Origin of the sequence: Peribacillus sp. NPDC097198, from assembly GCF_044762055.1 — a bacterium.
Taxonomy (GTDB): domain Bacteria; phylum Bacillota; class Bacilli; order Bacillales; family DSM-1321; genus Peribacillus.
Map to the genome: position 1 here is coordinate 535,393 of NZ_JBIWDO010000001.1, position 18,691 is coordinate 554,083.

Consider the following 18,691-nt stretch of genomic DNA (forward strand, 5'->3'; position numbering starts at 1 on the left):
TTCCAGCTATTTCTATATCTTATTTAGCCTCTTTAATTTTCTTTTATTGTATTTATTCACTAACTGATTCATAACCTCAGCAAAAATCAAACCCATGGCAATCGCCCCTGCTAGCATAAATGCTTTTGCTGCCAGCTGGACGGCCATATTGAAATCATTTTCCACAAAATGCTTCATCGCATCATAGGATAGTCCCCCAGGCACGAGTGGGATAATCCCTGACACATTAAATATTGTAATCGGTGTTTTATACCTCTTCGCAAAATATTGGCTGATAACTGCTACGAGGAATGCCGCTGCCAATGTAGCAGCAATGCTATTTATCTCATTTTCGACCAGATAATAATAGAGAAACCAACCTACCATTCCAACCGTACCACATTGAATCAACGATTTTTTTGGCACATTGAAAATGACTCCAAATGCAGCAGAGGCAATAAAACTTGTAATTAACTGTGCAATCATTTTTCTACCTCCCCAACATCATAGGAAAACAAAGGCAACCGCAATCCCAGTACCAATGGCCAAGGCGGTCAAACCTGCATCTGCTCCTTTGGACAGCCCTGAAACTAAATGCCCTGCAATTAAATCCCTTGCTGCATTCGTAATTAATAATCCCGGCACAAGTGGCATCACGGCTCCAATAATGATCTTATCCAACTGACTACCCAAACCGAATTGCACAAATAACATAGCGGCCATGCCCACAACTAACGAAGCGATAAACTCGGCAAAAAAACGGACCTCCAATAACCAATGCAAATACAGCAGGCAAGAAAACCCTAACCCTCCGGCGATACACGACCAGATAAAATCACTCCACTGTCCTTGGAACATAATTAAAAAACAACCACTTGATATGAAGGCTGCAAAAATCTGTACCCACACGGAATACCCCATGCCTTCCTTTTCTATTTCCTTCAGACGGGAATAAGCTTGCTGTGGCGTCATTTCCCGACTTGATATGCTACGGGAAATGCTGTTCACTAACGTCACCTTGTGTAAATCAGTGGACCTTTGGGAAACCCTGATTAGCTTAGAGGCGGGGTGTTCCCCATCCAAGGAGAAGATAATTCCTGTCGGCGTTGAAAAGCTATGCGATTCATCACAACCAAAAGCGGCCGCTATCCTAACCATCGTATCTTCCACCCTGGAGGTTTCCGCGCCGTTTTGGAGCATGATTTTCCCTGCAAGCAAACAAACATCTATAATTTCATTCGTCTGAAACTGACTTTCCATCGTATCCTCTCCATTACTTCCTATATAGGAAATGCTTGCTTTATAAGTAAAAACTAACCCTTCCAAATTCATTCCATGATAGCCTAATTTTCGAAAAAAGGATATAGCTAACCCTTCCTAAATAAGCCGATTATTCTAACTTATCGCTCCCTATTATTTATATTCCTCATTACGCTAATCGACGGGTACCCCCTTTTCCACCTAGTAACCTCATCAAGCCTTCTACATCCTGCAAGGGCTGGTTCTTAAAGACTGGAATCCCACTAAACTTTCAACTGCCCCAACATCCACGGTACTTGGTAACAGGCATATCCACCTCGTTGGCCAATTGAACATGTCTCTTATTTCAGTAATTTTATCGAATTCACCTTTTCTAATCCGTCATGGTCAACCAAATTGCCCCTAGTCCTACCAATTTTTTCAAAGATTCTGATATTTATTGTTGCATAACACATGAGAGATTTCTCAAATGCCAACTGCTAACTCACCGCACTATTTTTATCTGATTATTCTTTTAACTAAACTTCCTTTAATTAATTATTGTCAAACTACGCTCTAAAGTTGATAATTGAGCGTGTAATTATTGTTAGCCACATCCTGAAAGGAAGGAATATTTCATGAAAAGCTTCTTTAAAAACTATCGATCCTCTTTAATATTGCTGACGGCAATTATTATTGGCGGTATAGCTGGTCTGATATTTGGAGAGAAGACCTCCATCATCCAGCCGCTGGGGGACTTATTTCTAAATTTAATGTTCACAATAATTGTGCCACTGGTATTTTTCAGTATCTCTTCGGCCATCGCCAATATGAATGGGATGAATCGTCTAGGGAAAATCATGGGCAGCATCGTCTTCGTTTTCTTAGCAACAGCTGCGCTGGCTGCCGTAATTGGCTTCGTTGGGACAACTATCATCAATCCATTGGAAGGCACAGATACCACTGCGATTAAAGAACTAATGGAAAATGGTGGTTCACAGGAGCCTGTTGAAGAGGTTTCATTACTTAGCCAGCTCGTTCAAACGGTTACGGTCTCCGACTTTCCCGAACTGTTCTCAAGAAGCAATATGCTACAGTTAATTGTCTTCTCTGTTTTAATTGGACTTTCCACCGCATTAGTCGGCGAAAAAGCCAAACCGATTACTGTGTTTTTATCAGCTGGTACGGCTGTGATGATGAAAGTCGTTAAAATTGTCATGTATTATGCACCGATTGGTCTAGGCGCTTACTTCGCTTCCATCATCGGTCAGCTTGGACCACAAATTTTAGAAGGTTATGCACGCACATTCGTTCTTTATCTCATTTTGACCGTGATCTATTATTTTGGGTTCTTCACTCTATATGCCTTTCTTGCTGGTGGCAAAGAGGGTATTAAATTGTTCTGGAAAAACGCATTCACGCCTTCCATTACAGCCATCGCTACCTGCTCGAGTGCGGCTTCGATTCCAGTCAACTTGGAATACGTCCGAAAAATGGGTGTACCAAAGGATATTGCCGAAACAATCATCCCACTTGGAGCCAACACACATAAAGATGGTTCTGTATTTGGTGGTGTCTTGAAGATTGTTTTCCTTTTCACCCTATTCGGCAAAGATATGACGAGTATTTCCAGCATTCTAAGCATCCTTGCCGTGGCCTTTTTAGTCGGTGCGGTCATGGGCGCCATTCCTGGAGGTGGCATGATTGGGGAAATGTTGATTCTAAGCGTGTTTGGCTTCCCTATCGAAGTCTTACCAATTATTGCTGTCATCTCTACCATTATCGATGCACCCGCTACACTTCTAAACTCAACAGGGAATACCGTGTGCGCTATGCTTGTCACACGGCTTGTCGAGGGTAAGAACTGGGTAAAACAGGCCTTTGTAAAAGAGGATCCTACTATATAAGCTTCGTATGAAATAGACTCCAAGAGATTTGGAGTCTATTTTTTATTCCTTAATTGTCTTGAAACAAGTTTTCAGCAGAAAAGGATTTTCCCTTCCTTAAATCGAATTAAAGGAGAAAGAACGCGAGGAGGGGTAGAATATTGAATAAGTGGCTGCCTGCTGGAATTCTTATCATGGGCTTACTCTATATATTTTTCATACCTGAAGAACCGTTAGCTATAAAGATTCTATTCAAGATTATCCCCATGATATTGATCCTGTTTTATGCCTACACCAAAAATATGGATCGTATGACCCGCTATCAACAACTTGTATTACTTGGTCTATTCTTTTGCATGCTAGGTGACGGCTTATTAATCTGGTTTGTTATTGGCCTAACGGCTTTCTTGATTGGACACATCTTCTATATTGCCGCATTCTTGAACCAGTGGAATTTTTCATGGCTGCGCATGGCAAGCATTCTTCCCATTGGGGTCTATTCCACTTGGATTGGCCGGGAAATAGTTCTTTCTTTGACTGAGAAGGGGGAGAGCAGTTTGATCATTCCCGTCATTTGCTATATAACCGTGATTTCCATCATGGGCTGGACCGCATTCATGACTGGGAAGGCTGCTGCCATTATCGGTGGTTTGCTGTTTGTCATTTCAGACTCCATTTTATCCTGGAATAAATTCGTCGAAGATATTACCTTTGCCGGTCCCCTGATCATGCTTACCTACTATACAGCTCAATTCTTCATCGCTTCTAGCATTCGGCCAAAATATGCTTATCCTTCATTGATAAACCGAAAGTATGATGAACCGACTATATACGACTAATTTCATTCCTATTCGATACATAAAAAAGGTATGCACAGTCTTATTCCAGACCGTTGCATACCTACATAGGGATTTCATCCTTTGATTTTCTTGATAAATGCCACTTTTAAATAATTGCCCTCTTTGAAGTTCGAATTTGTTCTAAAATCGGTGGGGAGCGTGAACTCTTCCATCAATTCATATTTTCCATTCATTTCTCTAAATGCCGCGTCAATGAAGCTTTTGAATTTTTTCATATCAAAGGTGCTACAGTTCGTAGATGCAATAATCACTCCATTGTCCTCTGTAATGGCAATAGCATCTTTCAATAAGTTCGTATAGTCTTTACCAGCACTAAAGGTAAACTTCTTTGATTTGGCAAAACTCGGCGGATCCAGGATGACTATATCAAATTTCAGAGCTTTCTTCATCGCATACTTAAAGTAATTAAATACATCCATTACGACGATGTTCTGCGCTTCTGGATCAATTCCATTCACGTTAAATTGTTCAGTCGTTTTAGGCAAACTGCGGTTAGCCAAGTCCACACTTGTCGTTTTAATGGCACCGCCTAAAGCTGCAAATACAGAGAAGGCACCGGTGTAAGAGAACATATTCAAGACAGTTTTCCCTTTTGCATACTTATCCCTGATGGTCCTTCTAACATCACGTTGATCGAGGAAAACGCCTACCATTGCTCCATCGTTCAGGTAAACCGCAAATTGAACACCATTTTCCTTGACGATAAGTGGAAATTCCGGCTGCACACCCATGACAAAGTCATCTTCCTCTACATATTGTCCCTTTGTATCAAAGCGTTTCTTCTGATAGATGGATTTGACATTGACCGTATTCTGCAAGGCTTTAATAATATAGTCTTTAAATGAATAGATTCCCTTGCTATACCAGTTGATGACATAGTTGCCCTCGTAGTGATCAATGATTATCCCACCAACTCCATCTCCCTCACCATTGAAGAAGCGGAATGCCGTCGTTTCGTTATCTTTGAAGAAAGGCTTTCGATAGTCATAAGCAGCCTGGATTTTTTGATTGAAAAACTCCTGGTCAATGTTTTCGCCCTCTTTGTGCGTCAACACCCATCCATAGCCTTTATTCTGTCTTCCATAATAGCCCTTGGCAAGAAAGCGATTGTTTTCGTCGACCAATCGCAACAAGCATCCTTCTTCCTGAAGGTCATTGAGGTTGCCAATCGCCTCCTTGGCAATCAGAGGATAGCCTTTTGCGATTTTACTTACGAATTTAGTTTTAACTTTTACATCTATTTCTTTTATCAAATATATCATCCTATCTTTGGTATTGCTTTCCTCCCCATTTTACCCTAATCCCCACATAAATAAAAACCAGCTTGGTTCCCTGACCAAGCTGGTTTCTAAAACTCTATCGATTCATGAGATTTTCAAGTGAAGGTCCCCGGCATGGGCTTTCCCCATCACTTTCAAGGCCCGGTGTAAAACGATGGTAATTAAGGCGGGCAGCACCATCCCTACTGCCACATAGATAAGAAACGTATACAACCCTTGACCCGTCAGTACGGCAATCGGAGCGATTAAGGAGCTTAGCCCCATTCCTCCAAGCTCATAAGACACTTGAAAATCAAAGACCATCGTGGCAATTGGAGCACAGACAATAGCTGCCACGAATGGCGGAATGACGTATAACGGATTCTTTATTAAGTTGGGAAATTGAACCTTTGGAGTCACGACCATCTGGGCTAGAAAACCGCCCATATCATTATCTTTATAAGACATAACAGTAAAGCCAACAAACTGAACAGTGCACCCAATTAACGCTGCCGCACTAGAAACGGGATCCAACTGGAGCGCAATTGCTAAAGCAGCGGAAGAAGCCGGTGTCATCAATAAAATGCTAAAGACTAACGCAATGACCATGGAACCAATTAAAGGAGAACCGGAAACAGCGGCGGTAATTTGACCGCTTAACCAAGTCAGTAACGGTGTCGTAACAAGCGCAAGTCCATAACCTGACACCCCTCCGACAAGGACAGCAGCCAACGGGATGGCCATGATATCCAACTTGGTTTTCCCTATCAAACGTTTACCGACATACGTGGCAATCAATGCAGCCAGAACAGCACTGATCGGCTGACCGGTGACAATCGTAAAAGCCCCCTCTGCCGTTCGGTTAATTGCAGCTCCACCGACCGCACTTGAAGCCATCGCACTAAAGATGACCAACGAATTACCCCCGAGTTGGTATGCTATTCCAGCTCCTAAAGCTGGTGCCAACAAGACCTTAGTAGCCCCGCCGATTGCAAGGAAGACTTCCCAGTCTAAATACCCTCCTATTGATTCAAACAATAAACCGATCCCTAATGTTACCAATACAGCATTAGCGATTCCCGTTGAAGCCTTATACATTCGTTCTGTGATGTATTCTTTTCTGCTCACTGGATTCCACTCCTATTTTTTTAAATATTCTAATATTAAATATCAAATAAAAAACTGACTACGCTAAGCCTATATAAAAGGTAGAATATACCCCAAAATATCCATCGTAAGATAGAGGTTAGACAATTGATTTTCTCCTTCATTAATTGAGCTTGTTCGTATAGTAACACGAATATTCTGACAATGTAAACAGGATTTATATTCTAATAAAATAAAAACGCTTACAAAAAGGAATGATTTCTTCATTTAGCGCTAACCATTTCGCTTCCACTTATTATCTTCATGACTATTTGGCACAAGGTTTATGGTTAAATTATCCATATAATCAATCCCTTCACTCCTCCGATTCCTTAGTTATTTCACTATAATAGACGATTTTTTCTTTCCTAACAAAAAAGAGAACCACTTTACAGCGGATTCTCCTTTTTTAGGTTTATGTCCTTACCTTTCCTACTATTGAAAGCCTTCAAGGGTAGCAAAGGTTTCTCTAAGAAATTTATAAAATAACTTTTCCGTTGGCATTAATTCTCTTTCAGTAGGAATGATAACACCAACTGCACGTGTTACGGAAGGTTCCTCTAAAGGCAATCTCACCGTGAAGCGAGGCAGGCTATCAATCAAAGAAATTTCAGGTATCAGCGTGACGCCAAGCCCGGCTGCCACCAACCCTTTAATAGCATCGGTGTCTTTCCCTTCGAAGGCAACCTCCGGCTCAAAGCCGTTGAGCTTACACGCCTTCATGACCAGTTCCCGCAGAACATATCCCTTAGGGTAGACAATGAATGGGTTTCCCTGTAATTCATTTAACTTGATGGACTTCCTCTTTGCCAATGGATGATTTTCCGATAGAAGGGCAACTAGCTGTTCAATAAATAACGTTTCTCCATGAATTTTCTTTTCATTCGGTGGTAACGGACCTATCAAGGCCATATTGATATTTCCTTTTATTACAGAATCTATTAAGTAGCGATAGGATCCTTGTTTTAATGTGAATTTAGCTTGCGGGTATATTTCCCTGAAGTCAGAAATGACCTTTGGCAATATATAGGAAGCTAAACTACTCGGAAAACCGATCCGAATCGTTCCCTTTTCCGGATCCAAGCTTTCAGCCATCTCCCGTTTTGCCCGTTCAATCATGTCGACTGCCTTCTGCATATGTATGAGAAAGGTATTTCCTATGGGGGTCAGCTTGATTTTCCGTCCTTCACGGATAAATAACTGCACACCCAGTTCTTCTTCTAAATTATATATTTGACGACTAACCGCAGATTGGGCCACATGCAACGCCACGGCTGCTTCAGTCATATGTTCTCGTTTTGCCACTTCAATGAAGTACTCGATTTGTCTTAATTCCAATGTTGGTTCCTTCTTTCATATCAAAACAGCATGTAATTTATCTAATATTCAGATTGTTCTTTTAGAATTTAAATTATATCATGAAACTATCACATAAGAACCCATCGATAATACTACTTATAATTATTTTACTAAATAACAAAAAAAAGGGAGCTAAATGAAGATGATAACATCCCAAGAAATCCAGCAAGATGAATTGCAAGTTGCAAAAGAATACGTAAGCGACGTATATGCAAAAGTGAAAGAACGCAATCCCCACGAAAGTGAATTCCAACAAGCTGTAAAGGAAATCTTCCTTTCGTTGGTACCGGTATTTGCACAACATCCGGATTATATGAAAAACGGGATACTAGAGCGGATCGTTGAACCAGAGAGAATGATCACCTTCCGTGTCCCTTGGGTCGATGACCTAGGTAATGTACACGTGAATCGAGGTTTCCGCGTACAATTCAATAACGCAATCGGACCCTATAAAGGCGGCCTACGTTTCCATCCAACGGTAAATGCAAGCATCATCAAGTTTCTAGGATTTGAACAAATCTTTAAAAACTCTTTAACAGGTCAACCGATCGGCGGAGGTAAAGGTGGCGCCGACTTTGATCCAAAAGGAAAATCAGATGGTGAAATCATGCGTTTCTGCCAAAGCTTCATGTCAGAACTTGGATTACATATAGGACCAGACACCGACGTACCGGCTGGGGATATCGGAGTGGGAGCCAGAGAGATCGGGTATCTGTTCGGTCAGTATAAGAAAATGCAGGGAAGCTACCATGCCGGCGTTTTAACCGGTAAAGGCATTAGTTACGGAGGCAGTCTAGCACGTACAGAAGCAACCGGCTATGGAACGGTTTACTTCGTTGAAGAAATGCTAAAAGATAAAGGACTACAATTCAACGGCAGTACTGTTGTCATCTCGGGATCTGGTAATGTTTCCATCTATGCGATTGAAAAAGCAACACAATTAGGTGCCAGAGTAGTCGCTTGCAGTGATTCCAATGGATACATTTATGATAAAAACGGTCTAAACCTAGATACGATTAAGCGACTAAAAGAAGTAGAACGGAAACGCCTATGTGATTATGTTAGTGTTCATCCTGAAGCGGAATACACTGAAGGCAGTTACGGAATTTGGTCTATCCCATGCGACATCGCCCTTCCTTGTGCAACACAGAATGAAATTGATGAAGATGCAGCAAAACTGCTGATCAAAAACAATGTAAAAGCGGTCGGCGAAGGTGCTAACATGCCTTCTACCCTTGAAGCGATTGACGTATTCCTTAACAATGGTGTCCTCTTTGGTCCAGCTAAAGCTGCCAATGCAGGTGGCGTAGCTGTTTCAGCCCTTGAAATGGCACAAAATAGTGCCAGAATGCCTTGGACGTTTGAAGAAGTCGACGAAAAACTGCATGGCATCATGAAAAATATTTACAAAAATAGTATAGAAGCAGCTGAAGCATATGGTGTTCCAGGCAACTTAGTTGTCGGTGCCAACATTGCAGGATTCCTTAAAGTAGCAGACGCTATGATGACTCAGGGAATACTCTAAAGGCTAGTGAAGGAGGCGGTCCAAATGGACCGCCTCCTCTTCAATGTAGCATTCCACACTAAAGGAGAGTGCCGGAAAAAATACCAGCACTCTCCTTTGTTACCTACACTTTTATTCCTTAGTCACTAGCTTCAATGGAACAGAAATCGTACTATCCACTTTTTCACCTTTCAGGACTTTTTCAGCCGCATGAACTGCTTCTTCACCGATAAGGACTGGTTGTTGAGCAACGGTTGCTTGTAATTCACCGTTTTCAACCGCTTTTAGAGCATCCTCGTTTCCATCAAAACCAACGACAATGACGTCTTTTCCGGCCGCTTTGATTGCCTCTACTGCTCCTAATGCCATTTCATCATTATGAGCAAAGACCGCTTGGATGTCTTTTTTCCCTTGCAGGATGTTTTCCATAACGTTAAGCCCTTTTGTACGGTCAAATTCAGCCGTTTGGCTTGTCAGAACATCTAATTGCTCATCTGCGATGTTATGGAACCCTTTCCCCCGCTCACGCGTTGCAGATGCTCCAGAAACCCCTTCTAATTCCACAACTTTTGCCTGTTCTCCAAGTTGTTTAACAAGATATTCAGCCGCTGTCTCTCCGCCGGCTACATTATCTGAAGCAATGAACGTTTCAATGTCGCCTTCCTCGGAAGAACGGTCAATTGTTATGACGGGAATGCCCGCTTCATTAGCCGATTGAACCGCTGATGAAATCGCAGCCGAATCCGTAGGGTTGACGAGTAGTATATCGACGTTTTGAAGAATTAAATCTTCAATCCCGCTTATTTGCTTCGCTGTATCATCTTGTGCATCGACCACTGACACTTTCATGCCTTTTGCCTTTGCTTCTTTTTCAATCCCATCTTTCAACGCAACGAAGAAAGGATTATTTAACGTAGAAATGCTGACTCCAACCTTCACGTCTTTCATGGACTCTTTTATTTCTTTTTTATTATCGTTGAATCCCGATTCCATTGAACATGCTGCTAATACCACTAAAGACAGAACCATGAATAACGAAAGAACCTTTTTCATTTTGATACACCTCTACTTATGATTTTTTACGATCAAGTAAAACAGCAACCAATATAACTGCGCCCTTTACGACTTGCTGGTAGAAAGAGGACACACCAAGTAAATTCATTCCGTTGTTCAATGTACCGATAATCAAGACACCGACTAGCGTACCGAACATCCGGCCCTTTCCTCCTGATAGGCTTGTCCCGCCTAATACAACGGCAGCAATGGCATCCATTTCGTAGGATTGACCGGCAGTCGGCTGTGCTGAATTCAAACGAGATGTTAGAATAGCACCGGCAAGCGCTGCCATTGTGCCTGCAAGCCCATAAATAGCTACCTTGACCCGGTCCACTTTAATTCCAGAGATACGTGAAGCCTTCTCGTTTCCACCTATTGCATACGTCTTACGTCCAAATGATGTTTTATGGAGCAAGAACCAGAGAATGATGAAAGCGATGATCATCACAACCGCTGGAACAGGAATTCCAAAGAAATATCCCCTACCAAACAATTGGAACATCAAAGAGTCACCAATACCCGTAATCGGCTTACCATCTGTATACACAAGCGTTAATCCACGGAAAATGGTCATCGTTGCCAATGTGACAATGAAAGGCGCCATTTTTCCTTTCGAGATAAGAATCCCATTAATTACACCCATTATGGTACCTAATAAAACACCTACTAATATAGCTAAAATAGGGTCCAATCCTGAAACCATCATGCCAGCCATAAGTGCACTGGATAGAGCTAGAATGGAGCCGACCGACAGATCAATTCCGCCAGTCAAAATAATGAAGGTCATCCCAAACGCAATCAATGCATTAATGGAGGTTTGACGCAATAGATTCAAGATGTTACTCGGTTCCATGAATGATGGGTTTAAAACGGTTATTACGATAAATAAAAGAATCAAAGCAAGTAATGGACCAAATTTCTGCCAGATTCCAGTTTTCCCTGCAGCCTCAAGTTTCATCCTAGTTTCCTCCTGTTGCCAATGCCATAATTTTTTCTTGTGTTGCTTCCTTCTTCATCAATTCCCCGGCAATTTTACCTTCGTGTACAACAAGAACTCTGTCACTCATTCCCACAATTTCAGGAAGTTCTGACGAAACCATAATGATGGCGATGCCTCGTTCTGTTAATTCATTCATCAATTCATATATTTCACGTTTCGCTCCGACATCGATTCCCCTTGTCGGCTCATCCATGATCAACACTTTAGGAGAAGTTCCAATCCATTTGGCAATGACCACTTTTTGTTGATTTCCTCCAGACAAGTTGCCAATAATCGCTTCTGTAGACGATGTTTTCACGTGAAGACGCTTGACCATCATCTCCGCAAATTTTTTCTCATCAGCTGTCTTTACAATTCCATTAGGGGCAAAGCTCTTTAGGTTTGGAAGACCGATATTTTCGCGGATAGAAAAGTCCAGGATCAACCCTTCTTCTTTACGATTTTCCGTGATGAAGGCTAAACCATGCCGTACTGCATCTGTAGGTTTACGTATGGCTACCTTTTTACCCTCTATCTTTAACTCTCCACTACCTATTTGATCAATTCCGAAAATGGCACGCATGATTTCCGTTCTTCCTGCTCCCATTAACCCGGCTACACCCACAATTTCACCTTGACGGACAGCAAAATGAATATCTTCAAAGAGTCCTTTTTTAGTGAGTGCATTCACTTCAAGTACCACTTCTCCAGGGGATGCCTCACGATGAGGGAAACGGTCCTCTAGCTCACGACCGACCATCTTCTGGACCACTTCATCAAAATTGGTATCTATGATTCTTTTGGTATCCACTGTTTTACCGTCACGCATGACTGTGATCCGGTCACAAATGGCAAAAATCTCTTCCATCCGATGAGAAATATAAACAAGTGATACTCCTTTTTTTATTAGGCCTTTCATCACTTCAAACAACTTCTCAATTTCCCGATCGGTCAAGGCGGCGGTTGGTTCATCCATGATGATGACCTCAGCATCCGTCATCAGCGCTTTAGCAATCTCTATCATCTGCTGTTCGCCAACTGAGCAAAGACCGGCTTCTTTATCAAAAGGAAGCGAAATATTAAGCGTCTTAAAAATCTCATTGGCTTTAGCCTTCATTTGTTTGTTTTTCAACACACCGAAAGCATTGACCATTTCCTTACCGATGAATAGGTTTTCTAATACCGTCATTTCTGGCCAGATATTCAACTCTTGTCGGATAAAGGCCAATCCTGCTTTTTCCGCTTCCTTCGAGTCCTTGAAGGAAACCTCTTTGCCATTGATCATGATTGTTCCCTGATCGTGTTTATGAAGTCCGGTCAAGATATTCATCAAGGTTGACTTTCCGGCTCCGTTTTCCCCCATAAGTGCGTGGACTTCCCCTGCCTCTAAAGAAAACTGTACGCCCTCTAATACCTTGTTCTGGCCAAATGCCTTATAGATATTACTCATTTCAATTTGCATACTTTTCACCTCATTTCGTTAAAAGAATACGCCAGACTGCAAAATGCAATTGGAATACGGCGTCGTTTCTCCGGTACGGATGACTGCCTTTGCTTTACGCGTCAACACTTTGAATTCCTCGTGGGAAATATAATCAATCGATTCTCCGAATTCTTGTTTCATGAAAAGATGCTGTTCTGGATTTTTTTCTATGATTTCATTAGCCGCAATTACCTTTTCAATAACCATATCGTCGTGAACGGCACGAACGACATCTTGAAAAGAAGGTGTTCCCGGTGTTAATGCTACATCTATTTTGAGCACTCCCTCAGGAACTGGCAGGCCTGCATCTCCAATGACGATATAATCTGTATGTCCAAGATCGACTAGTACCTTGGCGATTGAACTATTGATGATTCCATGACGCTTCATGAATTAAAGCTCCCTTCGACTTCTTCCCTTGTCGGCATACCGCCCTGTGCGCCAAACTTCGTTACTGAAATAGAGGCTGCTCGGTTAGCAAAAAGCAAACACTCTTCGAAACCTTTCCCTTCTGCAACAGCCACAGCAAAGGCGGCATTAAACGTATCCCCGGCCCCTGTTGTATCGACTGCCTCGACCACGAAACTTGGAACCACTCTCTCTTGTTCCCCATTGAAATAGCGTACTCCGTCTTTCCCTTCTGTGATAAACAATTTATTAGGATATTCGGCCAAAACTTCACTCCGATCCCTTCCCTTGAAAAGAATGTCGAATTCGTGCTCATTCGGGGTGATGAAGGATGAGCGCTGAATAACAAGCTCACTAATCTCACGTGCAGGTGCAGGGTTCAACAGTAATTTTTTCTGGAGCTTTTCACATAATTCAGCAAGAAACTCCACAGTTTCCTCCGGTATTTCTTGTTGAACCAGGACGATATCGCTCCCTTCTATAATTTTCATTGCCTTTTTGACATAATCGGGGGTGATGGAATCATTAGCACCTTTAACAACTATAATGCTATTATCTCCCTCTGAAAGCGTTATATGGGCAGTTCCGGAAGCTTCACCTGCAACCGGTTCCACAAAATTGGTAAAAACGCCGTTATTTTTTAAATTTTCGAGGATAATTTCTCCGTAAAAATCATCTCCTACACAACCGACCATCGTTACTTCAGCACCCAAACGGGCTGCTGCAACGGCTTGATTGGCTCCTTTTCCACCTGGAACTGTTACAAAAGAATCCCCAAGGACCGTTTCGCCTGCGATTGGACGCTTAGGCGATGTAACGACTAAGTCCATCGAGGAACTTCCGACTACTGCTATTTTTATCATGACTCCGCCTTCTTTCTCGTAGTTAGTCTTTCAACAAATGTAACTGGAAGCTTTCTACGTGTCTCTTCTATTACTTCCTGATTGATTCTTTTAATCAATAACTCTGCTGCCTGTTTTCCCATCTCATAAGCTGGCTGCCGAATAGTCGACAGAGGCGGGTGTAACAATGCTGTGAAGGCAATATCATCGTACCCAATCAATTGGATGTCATCAGGGATGCGTTTTTCTCTTTTTAAGATCTCCTGTAAAATCGCTGCTGCCACTATATCATTACAAGCAATGACTCCATCTGCATGTGGATATTTTTCAAATAATTCTTGCGCACAGACCTGACCACCTTGAATGGTAAGCGGCGAGTCCACAACATGGAACTTCACCTTTGCAAGCCTTAACTCTTCCATTGCCGCTACATACCGGTCATACACAGGTTTTATTTCAACAGGACCCCTGATTAAAACGATGTCCTTACTTCCTCTATCTATCAATATTCGGGCCGCCAGTTGGCCACCCGCCCTTTGGTCGGAATAAACCGCGGGCAGTCCCTCTACCGTCCGGTCCAGCAAGACGACGGGGATTTCCAGGTTGCTAAAACTTTCATTTCCTATCTCACTTGTAGAAGCAATCATTCCCACTACATTGTTTTGCAAAAAAGTATCTATATATTCCATTTCCTTACTTCTCTTCTCATCACTATTGCCAAAGATTAACCGATACCCATATTGTTGGAGATAATCTTCTACTCCCCTTGCCATCTCAGGAAAGAAGGGGTTCGTAATGTCAGGTAAAATAAGGCCTACCAATTTAGATTTACGTTTATAGAGGGATCTAGCCACCTCATTCGGCTTATAATTCAATTTTTCCACAGCTAACATGACGGCTTTTCTTGTATCTTCATGTGCGTACCCGCTGTCATTTATCACTCTAGAAACCGTCGCTACGGAAAATCCCGCTTCCTTCGCAACATCCCGAATAGTCGCCAATACATTCACCTCAATGTGTTATCTGTAACCGTTTCCACATTAGCTTATCATCATTTTATATGAACGGCAAGTCCTATTATCTTAGCAATTAGTAGGCATAAATGACTAAAAAGTGTAACACAATCCCCCATTCTTTAAAATTTACACTGAGTAAATTGTGATTACCTTTCTAAATCCTGTCCTAGGATGCATATCGATGATCTTTTTCCTTCGCTGTTTTCATAACAAACTCGTCGGTTTCTCACTCGATTGGGTGGGATATATGAATCATTTATGAACTGCGCGGTGCCGCACCTTAACATGGGAAATGATGAAAATGGTATGGCCATGCAGCCTCCTGGTATGAATCGAGATTTGGATTCACGTGGTGGAATTAACAGCAGCTATTCCAAGGAAACCATCATTCTATCATCTGCCCTCCTTTTATTACTATTCGGTGCGATAGCCTTTGCTCTCTCCTTTAGACGCAGAGGAAGAAAGGGATAATCGTTTATAACTTCATCACAATCAGGTATCCCGAGTTTGGGATGTCTTTTTCCATGTTGCTTTCATCAAACACACGACAATAAGGAGACATCCAATCTTTATAACTTCGCCTTATTTTATTACAAACCGAAACACTATATCCATTTTTATTACAAGGTAGTAAAATAATAGGAGGATGAATTTTATTTTCATCTAAACATTTTCAGTTGTTTATTATTTTTCTATAAAGGGTAAAGATTTCCATTATCACTTTTCCGATCGTTCTATATGTATCTTGTCAAACGTGTCGGTGTCAGGGGGGAAAGAATGAAAAGAAATCATACGATGATGCAATTTTTCGAGTGGCATTTAGAAGCGGATGGAAAGCACTGGGAAAGATTGAAATACGCGGCCCTGAAATTGAAGGATACAGGAATTGACTGTATATGGCTTCCACCTGTTACAAAGGGCCAATCCCTAGAGGATAATGGGTATGGTATTTATGACGGGTACGATTTGGGTGAATTCGACCAAAAAGGAACCGTGCGTACAAAATACGGGACAAAGGAAGAATTGCATCAGGCGATTGCCGCCTGTCATAACTACGGGCTATGCGTATATATCGACCTGGTCATGAACCATAAAGCTGGGGCTGATGGCACTGAAAAGTTCGAAGTCATCGAAGTCAATCCAGAGAACAGGATGGAAGACATATCGGAACCATTTGAAATAGAGGGATGGACAACATTCGATTTTCCCGGACGTAATAATCAGTACTCCTCTTTTAAATGGGACCATACTCATTTTAATGGAACAGACTATGACGCCAAACATGACAAAATGGGCGTTTACCGGATAACAGGCGAAAATAAGCATTGGAGTAAGCATGTCATTAATGAATTTGGGAACTACGATTACCTGATGTTTGCCAACATTGACTACAGTCTTCCAGAAGTTCGGCAGGAGATGATCACCTGGGGAAAATGGATGGTCGACACATTGAAATGCGATGGTTTTCGTTTAGATGCTGTAAAGCACATTGATTATGAATTCATCAATGAATTTTTACAAGAACTCATCCCTTACACAAAGGAACATTTCTTTATGGTGGGTGAATTCTGGAAGGCAGACGTAAATGCCTGTCAAACTTTTTTAGACCAAACGAATCATGACCTCAACCTATTCGATGTTTCCTTGCATTATAAATTTCACGAAGCCTCAAAAGCAGGATCTGACTTCGATCTCTCAACCATCTTTGATCATACCCTCGTTCAAACTAATCCGGCACAGGCCGTCACTTTTGTCGATAATCATGACTCTCAGCCCCATGAATCACTTGAATCATGGGTTAAGGATTGGTTCAAACCCTCGGCATATGCCCTAATCCTGCTTAGACTTTGTGGTTACCCTTGTGTCTTTTATGGAGATTACTATGGAATTGGCGGTCCTTCCCCGGTTCCCGGTAAAAAAGACATTATCGACCGGCTCCTGCATGCAAGGTATGAAAAAGCCTATGGTGAGCAAAAGGATTATTTCGATGATCCCCATACAATCGGTTGGGTTCGCCTAGGCGTAGAAGAGCTAGAAGGATCGGGATGTGCAGTCGTCGTCTCCAACAGCGATCAAAACAGTGAGAAAAGAATGTTTGTTGGCGAGCACCGCGCCGGTGAAATCTGGACCGACCTAACCTTCCATAGAGATGATCACATTACGATAGAGGAAGATGGGTATGCAACGTTTCCCGTTCATGGAAAAAGCGTATCCGTTTGGGCACTCAATCAATAAGTGATTTGCCTCCTACAGCAAAAACAGTAAGGTTCATCATCATCCTACTGTTTTTGCTGTTGTTTCTCATGGAAAAAGAAACCCCCATTACACCATTTCAAGCATGCCCGAAGATTTCTCCATCCACAGCAACCATGGTAAGATAAGGGAAAAGGAGTTGGATGAATCATGAAAGATAAAATCATTGAGAGGTTTACATCTTATGTGAAGGTGGATACACAATCAAACGAGGATGTTTCCAGTTGTCCTTCCACAGCTGGGCAACTGCATTTAGCCCAACAGTTGGTGGAGGAGTTACAAGCTATCGGAATGTCCGATGTCACCATTGATGAAAATGGTTATGTCATGGCAACTTTGCCTGCCAATTCAGAAAAGCAGGTTCCGACAATCGGCTTCCTGGCCCATGTGGATACGGCAACGGATTTCACAGGGAAAGATGTGAAACCTCAGATCATTGAAGCCTATGATGGTAGTGACATCCTATTACATAGAACATTGAATGTCATTCTATCACCTGATGACTTTCCCTCCCTTCATGACTACAAAGGACACACATTAATCACAACGGATGGAACAACCCTTCTTGGGGCGGATAATAAAGCAGGCATCGCTGAGATCATGACGGCTATGGACTATTTACTTCAACATCCAGAAATCAAGCATGGAAAAATCCGCGTGGCCTTCACTCCCGATGAGGAAATTGGAAGAGGTCCCCATAAATTTGACGTGGAAGCCTTCAATGCCCAATTTGCTTACACAGTGGACGGTGGCCCGCTTGGTGAACTCGAATATGAAAGCTTTAATGCTGCGTCTGCCAAGATTACCATAAAGGGCACGAACATCCACCCGGGCACAGCTAAGGGAAAAATGGTCAACTCCGCTAAAATAGCCATGGAGCTACATAGCAAACTGCCTGTTAACGAAGCACCGGAATACACAGAAGGATATGAAGGCTTTTATCATCTTAGCTCATTCCATGGAGACGTAGAAGAAACTAAACTATCCTATATCATCCGGGATTTCGATAAGCAAAAATTTAATGATCGTAAAAACTTCATCAAGCAAATTGTCGCCGAGTTAAGTGATAAGTATGGACATGAACAAGTCAAACTGGAATTGACTGACCAATACTACAATATGAAAGAAAAAATAGAACCGGTCAAAGAAATCGTCGATATCGCATACGAAGCCATGGAAAGGCTCGGGATTGAACCAAAAATCTCTCCAATCCGTGGAGGGACAGATGGGTCTCAGCTCTCTTATATGGGACTGCCTACCCCTAATATCTTTACAGGCGGCGAAAACTTCCATGGAAAATATGAATTCATCTCCGTCGATAATATGGTGAAAGCAACAAATGTCATTATTGGAATTGCTTCAATCTTTGAGGAAAAGGCGGTTTAATCGCTTTAACCACACGCGAAAAGCCCAGACTCTATA

Annotated in this window: 17 protein-coding genes; 6 read left to right on the forward strand and 11 right to left on the reverse strand. The window is 42.1% G+C overall.

All coding sequences use genetic code 11. The features are described 5' to 3' along the window. Positions 1 to 12 precede the first annotated feature (12 nt). Positions 13 to 465 (reverse strand): threonine/serine exporter family protein, encoded by a 453-nt coding sequence (locus ACIQXQ_RS02565; protein WP_402870056.1) that lies wholly within the window; start codon positions 463 to 465, stop codon positions 13 to 15. 18 nt (positions 466 to 483) lie between these two features. After that, positions 484 to 1,239 (reverse strand): threonine/serine exporter family protein, encoded by a 756-nt coding sequence (locus ACIQXQ_RS02570; RefSeq protein ID WP_402870054.1) that lies wholly within the window; start codon positions 1,237 to 1,239, stop codon positions 484 to 486. Positions 1,240 to 1,856: 617 nt separating this feature from the next. Here ACIQXQ_RS02570 and ACIQXQ_RS02575 point away from each other — a divergent pair. Next, positions 1,857 to 3,125, forward strand: coding sequence for a dicarboxylate/amino acid:cation symporter (locus ACIQXQ_RS02575; protein ID WP_402870052.1), 1,269 nt, complete (start codon positions 1,857 to 1,859; stop codon positions 3,123 to 3,125). Positions 3,126 to 3,265: 140 nt separating this feature from the next. Further along, positions 3,266 to 3,943, forward strand: coding sequence for a lysoplasmalogenase (locus ACIQXQ_RS02580; RefSeq protein ID WP_402870050.1), 678 nt, complete (start codon positions 3,266 to 3,268; stop codon positions 3,941 to 3,943). A gap of 74 nt (positions 3,944 to 4,017) precedes the next feature. Here ACIQXQ_RS02580 and ACIQXQ_RS02585 read toward each other — a convergent pair whose 3' ends face one another. From ACIQXQ_RS02585 to gltC, 3 genes are all read right to left on the reverse strand, one after another. After that, the gene (locus ACIQXQ_RS02585; RefSeq protein WP_402955030.1) at positions 4,018 to 5,217 is read right to left on the reverse strand and encodes a class I SAM-dependent rRNA methyltransferase; all 1,200 of its coding nucleotides are present in this window, start codon (positions 5,215 to 5,217) and stop codon (positions 4,018 to 4,020) included. A gap of 111 nt (positions 5,218 to 5,328) precedes the next feature. Continuing rightward, positions 5,329 to 6,321, reverse strand: coding sequence for a PTS sugar transporter subunit IIC (locus ACIQXQ_RS02590; protein WP_402871292.1), 993 nt, complete (start codon positions 6,319 to 6,321; stop codon positions 5,329 to 5,331). A gap of 483 nt (positions 6,322 to 6,804) precedes the next feature. Then, positions 6,805 to 7,707, reverse strand: coding sequence for a glutamate biosynthesis transcriptional regulator GltC (gene gltC, locus ACIQXQ_RS02595; RefSeq protein WP_402870044.1), 903 nt, complete (start codon positions 7,705 to 7,707; stop codon positions 6,805 to 6,807). 163 nt (positions 7,708 to 7,870) lie between these two features. On the opposite strand from gltC, the gene gdhA reads away from it, so the two are divergent. Then, complete coding sequence (gdhA, locus tag ACIQXQ_RS02600) at positions 7,871 to 9,253, forward strand: NADP-specific glutamate dehydrogenase (RefSeq protein ID WP_402870042.1); 1,383 nt, start codon at positions 7,871 to 7,873, stop codon at positions 9,251 to 9,253. A 111-nt stretch (positions 9,254 to 9,364) separates the two neighbouring features. Here the strand turns inward: gdhA and rbsB are convergent, their stop codons facing one another. The 6 genes from rbsB to ACIQXQ_RS02630 are packed head-to-tail and all read right to left on the reverse strand — an operon-like array spanning position 9,365 to position 15,001. Beyond that, a complete protein-coding gene (rbsB, locus tag ACIQXQ_RS02605; protein WP_402955033.1) occupies positions 9,365 to 10,285 on the reverse strand; it encodes a ribose ABC transporter substrate-binding protein RbsB in 921 nt (306 codons plus the stop codon). Between the two features lie 16 nt (positions 10,286 to 10,301). Next, entirely contained in the window at positions 10,302 to 11,246 is a 945-nt protein-coding gene (locus ACIQXQ_RS02610) for an ABC transporter permease (protein WP_402870036.1), read from the reverse strand. Between the two features lies 1 nt (position 11,247). Next, entirely contained in the window at positions 11,248 to 12,729 is a 1,482-nt protein-coding gene (locus ACIQXQ_RS02615; RefSeq protein ID WP_402955036.1) for a sugar ABC transporter ATP-binding protein, read from the reverse strand. 18 nt (positions 12,730 to 12,747) lie between these two features. Continuing rightward, a complete protein-coding gene (gene rbsD / locus ACIQXQ_RS02620) occupies positions 12,748 to 13,140 on the reverse strand; it encodes a D-ribose pyranase (RefSeq protein WP_402870030.1) in 393 nt (130 codons plus the stop codon). Next, positions 13,137 to 14,021 (reverse strand): ribokinase, encoded by an 885-nt coding sequence (gene rbsK, locus ACIQXQ_RS02625; protein WP_402955039.1) that lies wholly within the window; start codon positions 14,019 to 14,021, stop codon positions 13,137 to 13,139. The genes rbsD and rbsK overlap by 4 nt, the downstream gene beginning before the upstream one ends. Beyond that, positions 14,018 to 15,001, reverse strand: coding sequence for a LacI family DNA-binding transcriptional regulator (locus ACIQXQ_RS02630; protein WP_402955041.1), 984 nt, complete (start codon positions 14,999 to 15,001; stop codon positions 14,018 to 14,020). The genes rbsK and ACIQXQ_RS02630 overlap by 4 nt, the downstream gene beginning before the upstream one ends. A gap of 300 nt (positions 15,002 to 15,301) precedes the next feature. On the opposite strand from ACIQXQ_RS02630, the gene ACIQXQ_RS02635 reads away from it, so the two are divergent. The 3 genes from ACIQXQ_RS02635 (at position 15,302) to pepT (ending at position 18,655) form a co-directional block, all read left to right on the forward strand. Further along, positions 15,302 to 15,487: a hypothetical protein gene (locus ACIQXQ_RS02635; protein WP_402955044.1), complete on the forward strand. Its 186-nt coding sequence runs from the start codon at positions 15,302 to 15,304 to the stop codon at positions 15,485 to 15,487. A 306-nt stretch (positions 15,488 to 15,793) separates the two neighbouring features. Next, positions 15,794 to 17,251, forward strand: a complete 1,458-nt coding sequence (locus tag ACIQXQ_RS02640; RefSeq protein WP_402870020.1) for an alpha-amylase — start codon at positions 15,794 to 15,796, stop codon at positions 17,249 to 17,251. 168 nt (positions 17,252 to 17,419) lie between these two features. After that, positions 17,420 to 18,655: a peptidase T gene (gene pepT, locus ACIQXQ_RS02645; RefSeq protein WP_402955047.1), complete on the forward strand. Its 1,236-nt coding sequence runs from the start codon at positions 17,420 to 17,422 to the stop codon at positions 18,653 to 18,655. Positions 18,656 to 18,691: the final 36 nt, after the last annotated feature.

Excerpts from the sequence above, each read along its gene's own strand:
- ACIQXQ_RS02570 (WP_402870054.1), bottom strand. The coding sequence starts at position 1,239 with ATGGAAAGTCAGTTTCAGACGAATGAAATTATAGATGTTTGTTTGCTT.
- ACIQXQ_RS02575 (WP_402870052.1), top strand. The coding sequence starts at position 1,857 with ATGAAAAGCTTCTTTAAAAACTATCGATCCTCTTTAATATTGCTGACG.
- ACIQXQ_RS02640 (WP_402870020.1), top strand. The coding sequence starts at position 15,794 with ATGAAAAGAAATCATACGATGATGCAATTTTTCGAGTGGCATTTAGAA.
- ACIQXQ_RS02590 (WP_402871292.1), bottom strand. The coding sequence starts at position 6,321 with ATGTATAAGGCTTCAACGGGAATCGCTAATGCTGTATTGGTAACATTA.
- rbsD (WP_402870030.1), bottom strand. The coding sequence starts at position 13,140 with ATGAAGCGTCATGGAATCATCAATAGTTCAATCGCCAAGGTACTAGTC.
- gdhA (WP_402870042.1), top strand. The coding sequence starts at position 7,871 with ATGATAACATCCCAAGAAATCCAGCAAGATGAATTGCAAGTTGCAAAA.
- ACIQXQ_RS02635 (WP_402955044.1), top strand. The coding sequence starts at position 15,302 with ATGGGAAATGATGAAAATGGTATGGCCATGCAGCCTCCTGGTATGAAT.
- ACIQXQ_RS02610 (WP_402870036.1), bottom strand. The coding sequence starts at position 11,246 with ATGAAACTTGAGGCTGCAGGGAAAACTGGAATCTGGCAGAAATTTGGT.
- rbsB (WP_402955033.1), bottom strand. The coding sequence starts at position 10,285 with ATGAAAAAGGTTCTTTCGTTATTCATGGTTCTGTCTTTAGTGGTATTA.
- pepT (WP_402955047.1), top strand. The coding sequence starts at position 17,420 with ATGAAAGATAAAATCATTGAGAGGTTTACATCTTATGTGAAGGTGGAT.
- ACIQXQ_RS02565 (WP_402870056.1), bottom strand. The coding sequence starts at position 465 with ATGATTGCACAGTTAATTACAAGTTTTATTGCCTCTGCTGCATTTGGA.
- rbsK (WP_402955039.1), bottom strand. The coding sequence starts at position 14,021 with ATGATAAAAATAGCAGTAGTCGGAAGTTCCTCGATGGACTTAGTCGTT.
- ACIQXQ_RS02615 (WP_402955036.1), bottom strand. The coding sequence starts at position 12,729 with ATGCAAATTGAAATGAGTAATATCTATAAGGCATTTGGCCAGAACAAG.